This window comes from Streptomyces boetiae (assembly GCF_031845405.1).
Lineage (GTDB): Bacteria > Actinomycetota > Actinomycetes > Streptomycetales > Streptomycetaceae > Streptomyces > Streptomyces boetiae.
Map to the genome: position 1 here is coordinate 90,626 of NZ_JAVREN010000021.1, position 9,852 is coordinate 100,477.

Sequence of the window (9,852 nt, forward strand, 5' to 3'; positions counted from 1 at the left end):
TACATCCCTGCTGCGTGTCAAACGGGAAAACTCCGCAACGCATCTCGAACGGTAACCCGAGATCCGCCTTTCCCGCCGCCCGGTGGCACCCGGGATCTTGTCCGTGAACGGTCACGCGGGTGGGCGCCGCGCGGTTCCCGCGCCCGTTCCCGCGCCGTTTCCCTGCCCTTTCCCGCCTCACCCGGCGGGCGGGGCGGGCAGCAGAAATCCCTGCTCAACCAGGGGGCGCAGCCAGGCGGGGGCCCGCTCGCGCAGGGCGGCGGGGTCCTCGCCCAGGAGTGAGGCGATGGCGTCCAGGATCGTCCCGGCGGGGAGTGTTCCGTCACAGCTGCCCGCGAATCCGGCGCCGACGGTGTCCATGGGGCGGGCGCGCATCATCCCGTCGCGCTGGCGCAGGAGCACGTGTTCGGGGTCCTCGGCGCCGGGCGCGCCGATCTGCTCCTGGGCAACGCCCTCGGCCAGGAGGTAACGGCGGCTCAGCAGGGCGGCGGGGTCGGCGTGGTCGCGCAGGAAGTCCTGGCGTTCGAAGTGGGCGCGGACGCTTTCGCCGAGGGGCTGGGCGACGGCGTGCGGCCAGTCCTCGACGAGGACGGAGGGGGTGCGGGTGCCGGAGCGGCGCAGGGTGATCCAGCCGAATCCGACGGCGTGGGTGCGGCGTTCGGCGAACTCCGTCAGCCAGGCGGCGTAGGCGGCGCGGTAGGCGGCCGGGTCGCCGCGGTGGGCGCCGGCGTCGCGCAGCCACAGCTCGGTGTACTCGGTGACGTCCTGGGTCTCGCGCTGGACGATCCAGGCGTCGCAGCCGGGGGGCACCCAGGCGGCGACGCGTTCGCGCCAGTCCTCGCCTTCGACGTGCTGCCAATTGGCCAGGAGCTGGCAGTGGCCGCCCTCGGCGAGGTGGGCGGCGGAGCGGGTGACCAGGGAGCGGCAGAGGGCGTCGCCGGGGAGGCCGGCGTCGCGGTAGGTGAGGCCGGGGGTGGGGCCGGTGGGGCGGGCGGGGGAGATGACGAAGGGCGGGTTGGAGACGATGAGGCCGAAACCGGGGGGTTCGGTGCCGTCGCGGGGGGCCGGCGCGTTACCGCCGGTGGCGCCGGTGACGGGGTCGAAGAGGGAGCCGGCGCGCAGGTCGGCGGGCGGGGCCGCGGAGAGGGCGAGGGTGAGGGCGGTCATCCGCAGGGCCCGGGTGTTGACGTCTGTGGCGGTGACGGAGCCGGCGTGGCGGGTGGCGTGCAGTGCCTGGACGCCGCAGCCGGTGCCCAGGTCGAGGGCGCGAGCCACGGGGGTGCGGACGGTGAGCGCGGCGAGGGTGGCGGAGGCGCCGCCGGGGCCGAGGACGGCGTCGCGGCGGCCGGCGGCGGGGCCGGGGTCCGCGCCGGGAACGCCCGCGCCGTGGCCGTCAGAGACCGCGTACCAGTCCTGGCCCTCGGCGTTCTCGTACGGGCGGATCTCGACCGTGGCGCGCAACGCGCCGCCGTCGCGCTCCAGCCAGCCGTCGGCCAGGGCGGCGTCCAGGGGCAGGGCGGCGCGGGCGGCGGGGCCCTCGGGCACGGGGAGCCGCAGCAGGAACAGGCGCAGCAGCACGGCGAGCGGGTCCTCGCCCGCGCCGTGGAGGGCGTGCAGCGCGGGGGCGGTCTCGCCGCGGGCGAGAGCGGCGCGGGCGGGGCGGCCGAGCAGCTTCAGCAGGCCGTCGGGGGTGAACGAGGCGGCGAGCAGCGCCTCCCGCAGCCGGGAGGTGCCGTCGCCGGGGGTGGGCAGACCGGTGAGCGTCACGCCGCCATTGTGGTCCGCCGCGCGGGGTACCCCTCCCCGCGGGCGGGGCGCGGTGGGGGCGGCGCGCGGCAGCGGCGTTACGCGTCCGGCTCGGGCGAGGGGGCGGCGGAGGCGTTGCGGCAGCCCTCCTGGCGGCGCAGGGACTCGCCCAGGTCGCCGGTCTGGAGCTCGCCGAGGGCCTCGGAGCCGTTCTCCCCGAGCTGCTCCAGGCGGGGCGCGAACTCCCGCAGCTGGTCGGCGAAGGCGGTCTGGTCGGAGGTGTCCAGGGCCTCCATGTCCTCGCGCAGGGCGGTGAAGGACTCGGACAGCTCGGTGAGGGCGCCGGCCGCGTTCTCCCGCAGCTCCTGGCCGTTGTCCACCGGGGGGTCGCCCGCGTCGTTGACCACCGAGGCCAGGCCGGCGTAGGCCTCGGAGAGCTCGCCGTAGGCGGCGGCGTTGGCCTCGCGGACCTCCTCGGCGGGGCGGCTGCCCTGGCTCACCTCGGCGATGGCGGTGAACGACTCCTGGATCCGCTCCACCTGCGGCCGGATGTCGGCGCAGAAGTTTCTGGCCCAGGTGTCGCGCTCCTCGCTGTTGTCGCCCCCGCCGCACGCCGCCTGCGTGAGCAGGACCACCGCGCAACCCGACAGCGTCGCAGCCAGCTTCTTCTTCACCGTTCCTCGTCCCTCGTCGTGCGTCGTCCGGGCTAGGACCCGTGCGCGAACTTACACGCCGAGCATCCCTCTTCCGAGTGACGTCGGTTACGGCTGTCCGGGATTGACGCCATTTGCACCACCGCGCCGACGGGCGTCGGCGGAGGGGGAACGCGCCGGGCGGGCCGTGCCGGGACCTAGCGCACGGAGGCGGTGACGGTGGGCCAGCTCATCCGGATGGCGCCGCCGCGGGCGTCGGAGAGCACCTCGACATCGTCGACCAGGCCGCTGATCACCGCGAGACCCAGCTCGTCGGTCTCCTCGGCGGCCTCGCCGGCCGACCGGTCACGCGGGGCGGGAACGACGCTGGGCGCGTCGTCGCCGACCTCGATGGAGAAGGACTTCTCGCCCTCGGTGAGGACGACGCGCACCGGCGAGCTGAGGCCGTGGACCGCGTGCAGGCCCACCGCGCGGCTGCACGCCTCGCCGACCGCGAGCCGCAGCTCGTCCAGAACGGACTCGTCGACCCCGGCGCGCCGGGCGACCGCCGCGGCCACCAGCCGGGCGGTGCGCACGTGCTCCGGGGACGCGCTGAAGCGAAGTTCGACGGTGGCCATTGCCATCCCCCTCGATCGTGCGGAGACTCCGCCCCGGGCCGCCGCGGTGCCAGGGAATTCCCCGGCCCCGCCGGCGCGCGGGGTGGCCGCGGTGGTGAGCTTTCGCCTGAGCTAGTCGGTGGCCGCGATGGCCTCGTCCACGGACTCGTGGATGGGGAACACCTTGGTCAGGCCCGTGATCCGGAAGATCTTCAGGATCCGCTCCTGGTTGCACACCAGGCGCAGTGAGCCCTCCTGAGCGCGCACCCGCTTCAGGCCCCCGACCAGCACACCGAGCCCGGTGGAGTCGAGGAAGTCAACGCGCTCCATGTCCACCACGAGGTGGTGGTTGCCATCGTTGACCAGCTCCACCAGCTGCTCGCGCAGCTTGGGCGCGGTGTATACGTCAATCTCGCCGCCTACCTCGACGACCGTGCGGTCGCCAACGGTCCGGGTCGACAGGGACAGGTCCACGGATCCTCCAGCACCTTGCTAACGAGCGGTCGCCCCCCATGGATCGGCAGCCGCCAGGGCATTCAACCACTTACACATGCCCAGGACGACGTCTTACAGCCATTGTCCGCCGGACCAGTGACAGACTCGATGCCGATGTCCCACGAGCACGCACCGCCTCGGGCGGGCGACAGCAGCGCTCGCCGCCCGTCCCCGCGGGCGGTGCTCGAAGGGCTGCGCGACCGGAGGGACCGGGCGGCGCGCCTCACTCACATGGAGCAGCTGCCCGCGCGTCCCGGACGTCATGCGTCCTGGCCGGAAGGGATACACCCGGACGTGGTCGCGGCGGTGCGCGCGACGGGAATCGAGCGCCCCTGGGAGCACCAGGCGCTGACCGTCGCTCACGCGCTGCGCGGCGAGTCGGTGGTGGTGGCCACGGGCACCGCGTCGGGAAAGTCGCTGGCGTATCAGCTCCCGGTGCTCGGCGCGTTGCGCGAGGCGGGGGCCGGGGCGGGCCCGCGGGCGGCCACCGCGCTGTACCTGGCGCCGACCAAGGCCCTGGCCGCCGACCAGCTCCGCGCGATACGCCGGCTGGCCCAACCGCTCGGCGCGGCCGTGCGCCCGTGCGTCTTCGACGGCGACACGGCCACAGAGGAGCGTGCCTGGGCGCGCGAGCACGCCAACCTCGTCCTGACCAACCCGGACATGCTCCACCGCGGCCTGCTGCCCGCCCACCGCCGCTGGTCCTCCTTCCTGCGGGCGCTGCGGTACGTGGTGATCGACGAATGCCACGTCTATCGGGGGGTGTTCGGCTCGCACGTGGCCCAAGTGCTGCGGCGCCTGCGGCGGGTGTGCGGGCACTACGGGGCGGAGCCGGTGTTCGTCATGGCGTCGGCGACCACCGCCGATCCGGGCGTGTCGGCCTCGCGGCTGACCGGTCTGGATGTGGCGGAGGTCACCGAGGACGCCTCGCCGCGCGGCGAGCTGGTCTTCGGCCTGTGGGAGCCGCCACTGACGGAGGGGCGCGGGGAGCGAGGGGCTCCGGTGCGCCGGACCGCCACGGCCGAGACGGCCGAGCTGCTGACCGACCTGGCCGCCGACGGCGTGCGCACGCTCGCCTTCGTCCGCTCCCGGCGCGGCGCCGAGCTGATCGCGCTGATCGCCCAGGAGCGGCTCGCGGAGACCGACCGGGCGCTGGCGGGGCGGGTCGCGGCCTACCGGGGCGGCTATCTGCCCGAGGAGCGCAGGGACCTGGAGCGGGCGCTGCACGGCGGCGAGCTGCTGGGCCTGGCGGCCACCACGGCGCTGGAGCTGGGCGTGGACGTGGCCGGGCTGGACGCGGTGCTGCTGGCCGGCTATCCCGGGACGCGCGCCTCGCTGTGGCAGCAGGCGGGGCGGGCCGGGCGGCAGCGGCAGGGCGCGCTGGCCGTGCTGGTCGCCCGGGACGACCCGCTGGACACCTATCTGGTGCACCACCCCGAGGCGATCTTCCGCCGGCCGGTGGAGAGCACCGTCCTGGACCCGGGCAACCCCTACGTCCTCGCGCCGCACCTGTGCGCGGCCGCTGCTGAGCTCCCGCTGACCGCCGCCGACTTCGCGGCGGAGGGCGATCTCTTCGGGCCCACGGCCGAGGAGCTGCTGCCCAAGCTGGCCGAGCGCGGGCTGCTGCGCCGCCGGGGCAGCGCCTGGTACTGGACCCGGAAGGAGCGCCCGGCCGGCATGGTCTCCATCCGGGGGCAGGGCGGGGAGCCGGTGCGGGTGGTGGAGGCCGACACGGGCCGGCTGCTGGGAACGGTGGACGCCGGGGCGGCCCACTCCACGGTCCACGAGGGGGCGGTCCACCTCCACCAGGGGGTGACGTACCTGGTGCGGGAGCTCGACGTCGAGGGCTCGGTGGCGCTGGTGGAGGAGGCCGACCCGCCGTGGACGACCTCGGCCCGCGAGGTGACCGACATCGCCGTGCTGGAGACCGACACGGTGGAGGAGTGGGGCCCGGCCCGGTTGTGCTTCGGCTCGGTGGAGGTGACGCACCAGGTCGTCTCCTACCTGCGCCGGCGCCTGCTGACCGGCGAGGTACTGGGCGAGACGCGCCTGGACCTGCCGGCGCGGACCCTGCGCACCCGTGCGGTGTGGTGGACGCTGACGGAGGACCAGGTGGAGGCGGCGGGCCTCAACCCGGACGTGCTGCCGGGGGCGTTGCACGCGGCCGAGCACGCCTCTATCGGGATGCTGCCGCTGTTCGCCACCTGCGATCGGTGGGACATCGGCGGGGTCTCCACCGCGCTGCACCCCGACACGCTGCTGCCGACCGTCTTCGTGCACGACGGGCATCCGGGCGGGGCCGGGTTCGCCGAGCGGGCCTTCCACACCGCCCGGCGGTGGCTGGCGGCCACCCGCGACGCCATCGCGGCCTGCGAGTGCGCCGCCGGGTGCCCCTCGTGCATCCAGTCGCCGAAGTGCGGCAACGGGAACGAGCCGCTGCACAAGGCCGGCGCCCTGCGCGTGCTGACCGAGCTGCTGCGGCACTGACACGCCGCCGGGTGCGGCCCGGGCGCGGGCGCGCACGGCGTACGGTCCGGCGCGGGTCTCGGCCGTGAGGTCGGCGATCTCTCCGCCGACGTGGCAGCGCACCAGCCGGGCGTCCTGCGCGGCGGCCACCCGGCGGGCGAGCCGGCAGGCCGCGTCGGGCCCGGAGAGGGCGGTCTCGGCGGCGGCCAGGGCCGCCATGTCGGCCGCCGCGCCCGCCCGCTGACGGGCCGCCATCACCTCGCCCACGGCCAGCAGGCCGCCGAACAGCGCGCACAGCAGCGCCGCCCCGGCCACGGCCCACACGGTGGCGGCTCCGCGGTCGGCGGGCTCACTCCGGCTCCGCACGGGCCACCACCTCCCCGCTGACCCGCACGGCCAGGGGCCCGGGGCCGGGCGTGCGGGCGTCCACGGTGACGCGCACCAGGTCGTCCTCCCGGGCGACCCGCACCCGGGCGCCCTCGGGCGCCGTGGCGCGCGCGGCCCGCTCGACGGCCGCGGCGGCCTCGCCGCGGGCCGCCGCCCGGGCACCGGCCCGGGCGGCGTCCCCGCACCGCGCCTGGGCCGCCACGGCCCCCAGGCCCCACAGGAGCATCCCCAGGAGGACGACGAGGACGGGCAGGACGACCGCGGCCTCGGCGGTGACGTAACCGCGGTCACGGCTGGGTCGACAGGGCGCGCTCGATGACGCTCTGGAGGGCATCGCTCACCGCCCCCGAGGTGACGATCTGGTAGAGAACGGCGGCCAGCGCGGCGGCGGCGATCGTGCCGATGGCGTACTCGGCGGTGCTCATGCCGCCGTCCCGGCGCAGGCCGCCGTAGCGGCGGCGGAACAGGTGCAGGGCGAGGGACCACATGGGAGATCTCCTTGTCTGGTTGAGTCGTGCTGCGGGCTCGGGTCCGGGTTCGGGCGGGAAGGAGCGAGGGGCCGTAGCGGGCGACGCGAGGGGCTCAGGCGGGGCGTTCCCCGGGGTTCCCGGGTGCGGCCGGATTCGTCCACAGGCTGTGGATCGCCGCTCGCCGCGGGCGGCGGCGGGGGCTCGGGCGGTGCGAGGTCACAGCAGGGCTCCGGCCATGCCGATGACCACGGGGGCCACGCCGATCAGCAGGAAGGCGGGCAGGAAGCACAGGCCCAGCGGGCCGGTCACCAGCACGCCGGCGCGGCGGGCCCTGGCCTGGGCGGTCCTGCGGCGGCGGGCCCGGCTCTCCGCGGCCAGGGCCGCGACCGCGGCGGCGACCGCGACCCCGCTGGTCTCGGCGCGCTCCAGCCCGCGGGCGAGCCCGGCGGCGCCGGGGTGCTCGCCGAGCCTGCCCCAGACGGCGGCGGGGTCGCCGCCCAGCCGCAGCTCGGTGGCGGCGCGGCGCAGGCGCTCGCCGAGCGGGCCGCCCAGCGAGCTGCCGACGGCCTCCGCCGCCGCGCCCGGCCCGGCGCCCGCCGCCAGGCAGGCGGCGAGCAGCTCGGTCGCCAGCGGCAGCTCCGGGTCGGCCGGGGCGCGGGCCGCCCGGCGCCACCGCGGGAGCCGACGGCCCCGGAGCGTGCGGCTCCGGCCGCTCCCCGCCGGACGGCCCGGCGGGTCCTCCAGCGAGGCCGCCCGGCGGCAGATGATCCACGCCCGCCAGGTCCGGCCCACGGTCAGGACGGCGAGGGCCATGAAGGTCAGGCAGGCGGAACCGCTCACGACACGCTCCGCTCCGCCGACCTGACGATGGCCGCGACCCAGGCGATGCCGGCCCACTCCAGCGCGGCCCCCGCGAGCAGGCAGCCCAGGCCCACAGGGGTGGACAGCAGCACCCGCAGGGGCTGAACGCCCATCCCCGCGCCCAGCAGGAGTCCGAACACCGGGAGCCCGGCGAGCACCAGGGCCGTGGCGCGCGGCCCGGCGAGCTGGGCGCGCAGCTCCTCCCGCTGCTCGCGCTCGGCCCGCAGCGCCTCGGCCACCCGCTCCAGGCCCGCGGCGAGGGAGGCCCCGCCGTCCACGGCCACGGCCCAGCAGGCGGCCACGCCGCACAGCCCCTCGGCGCCCGGCCGGGCCGCCGCCGCGCGCAGGGCCGAGGGCACGTCGCCGCCGTAGCGGGCGGCGGCGCGCACCCCGGCCGCCGCGGCGCCCAGCGCCTGGCCGTCCGCGCCGGACAGCGCCTCCGCCGCGGGGCGTCCCGCCCGGACCTCGGCGGCGAGCGCGGCGCAGAAGGCGATGACCGCCTCCCGCCGCGCCTCGGCCTCCCGCTCCGCCCGGCGGCGGCGCCACCAGCGGGCGGCGAGCGGCGAGAGCAGCAGGGCCGCGGGCAGCGGCAGCGCGGATCCGCCGCCCAGGGCGAGCAGCCCGCCCGCCGCGAACGCGCCCAGCGCGCAGCGCACGGTCACCCGGTCGGGCGGCCGGAGCACCGGACGGCGCCGGCGGGGCGGGCGTTGCGGGGCGCCGCGCCCGGCCTCCAGCACCAGCCGGGCGCGCCGGGGGCTGGCCGGCCCGTCGGCCAGCAGCCAGGCGCCCGCCCCCGCGCACAGGGCCGCGGCGAAGTGCGGCAGCTGCCCGGTCACAGCGCGCCCGCCCCGCCGCACATGCGCACCAGGCGGCCCCAGCCCGGCGCGTGCAGGAACCCGGCCGGGGACCAGCGGGCCGCCGGGACGGTGTGGACCAGGCCGCGGCCGTCCTGCTCCAGGACGTGGATCTCGGCGATCCGGCGCTGGCCGGTCCGCCGGTCGCGCGCCAGGTGGACCACCAGCGACAGGGCCGAGGCCAGCTGGCTGTGCAGCGCCGCCCTGGGCAGCCCCGCCGTGCTGCCCAGCGCTTCGAGGCGGGCGGGGACGTCGGCCGCGGCGTTCGCGTGGAGCGTGCCCGTGCCTCCGTCGTGGCCGGTGTTCAGGGCGGCGAGGAGGTCGGTGACCTCGGGGCCGCGGCACTCGCCGACCACCAGGCGGTCGGGCCGCATCCGCAGGGCCTGGCGCACCAGGTCGCGCAGGCTGACGCGGCCCGCGCCCTCCTGGTTGGCCGGGCGGGTCTCCAGCCGCACCACGTGCGGGTGGGCGGGGCGCAGCTCGGCGGAGTCCTCCACCAGCACGATCCGCTCGTCCTCCGGCACCAGGCCCAGGAGCGTGGCCAGCAGCGTGCTCTTGCCCGAGCCGGTGCCGCCCGTGACGAGGAACGACAGGCGGGCGGCGACGACGGCGCGCAGCAGCCGCTCGCCGCCGGGCGGGATGGTGCCCGCCTCGCACAGCTCCGCCGGCGTGAATGCCCGGGGCCGCACCACCCGCAGCGACAGGCACGGTCCGCCGACCACCACGGGCGGCAGCACGGCGTGCAACCGGGTGCCGTCCGCGAGACGGACATCCGCCCACGGCCGGGCGTCGTCCAGGCGGCGGCCCGCGGCGGCGGCGAGCCGCTGGGCGAGCCTGCGGACGGCCGCCGCGTCGGGGAAGCGCACCGGGGAACGCTCCAGGCCGGCGCCACGGTCGACCCAGACCTCGTCCGGCCCGTTGACCAGGACGTCGGTGACTCCCGGCTCGGACAGCAGGGCCTGAAGCGGCCCGGCGCCGACCAGCTCCGAGCGCAGCGCGCGCACCACGGACAGCACCGCGCTGTCCCCGAGCACCCGCCCGCCGTCCCGCAGCGCGGCGGCGACCCGGCCGGGCGTGGGCTCGGCGCCGTCCTCGGCCAGGCGCAGCCGGACCGCGTCCAGCAGCTCGGGCAGCTCCTCGGGCCGCACCGGCGGCGCCTCCGCCGCCCGCTCCGGGGCCCGCGCGGCGGGCGAGGCCTGGGCGCTCACGCGGCGGCTCCCACGGCCGTGGCACCGGCGGCAGGCCGGGCGTTCTCCAGCAGGGCGTCGCAGAACCGGGCCAGCACGCCCCGCGGATCGCTCCCGGGCGGCTCGCCCGCGGCGGC

The 9,852-nt window shown here is 77.4% G+C and carries 9 protein-coding genes and 2 pseudogenes; 1 reads left to right on the forward strand and 10 read right to left on the reverse strand.

Annotated features, from left to right (window positions below):
- Positions 1–177: 177 nt before the first annotated feature.
- The 4 genes from RM780_RS15765 to RM780_RS15780 form a co-directional block, all read right to left on the reverse strand.
- On the reverse strand, positions 178–1,767 hold the full coding sequence (locus RM780_RS15765) for a DUF7059 domain-containing protein (RefSeq protein WP_311631352.1): 1,590 nt from the start codon (positions 1,765–1,767) through the stop codon (positions 178–180).
- 77 nt (positions 1,768–1,844) lie between these two features.
- Complete coding sequence (locus RM780_RS15770) at positions 1,845–2,420, reverse strand: small secreted protein (RefSeq protein ID WP_311631353.1); 576 nt, start codon at positions 2,418–2,420, stop codon at positions 1,845–1,847.
- A gap of 176 nt (positions 2,421–2,596) precedes the next feature.
- Positions 2,597–3,016, reverse strand: coding sequence for an ATP-binding protein (locus RM780_RS15775; protein ID WP_311631363.1), 420 nt, complete (start codon positions 3,014–3,016; stop codon positions 2,597–2,599).
- Positions 3,017–3,127: 111 nt separating this feature from the next.
- Positions 3,128–3,469: an STAS domain-containing protein gene (locus RM780_RS15780; protein ID WP_052847650.1), complete on the reverse strand. Its 342-nt coding sequence runs from the start codon at positions 3,467–3,469 to the stop codon at positions 3,128–3,130.
- A 58-nt stretch (positions 3,470–3,527) separates the two neighbouring features.
- On the opposite strand from RM780_RS15780, the pseudogene RM780_RS15785 reads away from it, so the two are divergent.
- Positions 3,528–5,977, forward strand: a pseudogene (locus tag RM780_RS15785) (DEAD/DEAH box helicase); the annotation flags it as partial.
- Between the two features lie 69 nt (positions 5,978–6,046).
- Here RM780_RS15785 and RM780_RS15790 read toward each other — a convergent pair.
- The 6 genes and pseudogenes from RM780_RS15790 to RM780_RS15815 form a co-directional block, all read right to left on the reverse strand.
- A pseudogene (locus RM780_RS15790) lies at positions 6,047–6,322 on the reverse strand (Rv3654c family TadE-like protein); the annotation flags it as partial.
- Positions 6,306–6,677, reverse strand: coding sequence for a TadE family type IV pilus minor pilin (locus RM780_RS15795; RefSeq protein ID WP_311631354.1), 372 nt, complete (start codon positions 6,675–6,677; stop codon positions 6,306–6,308). The pseudogene RM780_RS15790 and the gene RM780_RS15795, both read right to left, overlap by 17 nt.
- Entirely contained in the window at positions 6,631–6,831 is a 201-nt protein-coding gene (locus RM780_RS15800; RefSeq protein ID WP_311631355.1) for a DUF4244 domain-containing protein, read from the reverse strand. The genes RM780_RS15795 and RM780_RS15800 overlap by 47 nt, the downstream gene beginning before the upstream one ends.
- Positions 6,832–7,029: 198 nt before the next feature.
- A complete protein-coding gene (locus RM780_RS15805; protein WP_311631356.1) occupies positions 7,030–7,653 on the reverse strand; it encodes a type II secretion system F family protein in 624 nt (207 codons plus the stop codon).
- The gene (locus RM780_RS15810; RefSeq protein ID WP_311631357.1) at positions 7,650–8,510 is read right to left on the reverse strand and encodes a type II secretion system F family protein; all 861 of its coding nucleotides are present in this window, start codon (positions 8,508–8,510) and stop codon (positions 7,650–7,652) included. Before RM780_RS15810 ends, RM780_RS15805 begins: the two co-directional genes overlap by 4 nt.
- Entirely contained in the window at positions 8,507–9,676 is a 1,170-nt protein-coding gene (locus RM780_RS15815; RefSeq protein ID WP_311631366.1) for a TadA family conjugal transfer-associated ATPase, read from the reverse strand. Before RM780_RS15815 ends, RM780_RS15810 begins: the two co-directional genes overlap by 4 nt.
- Between the last annotated feature and the right edge of the window lie 176 nt (positions 9,677–9,852).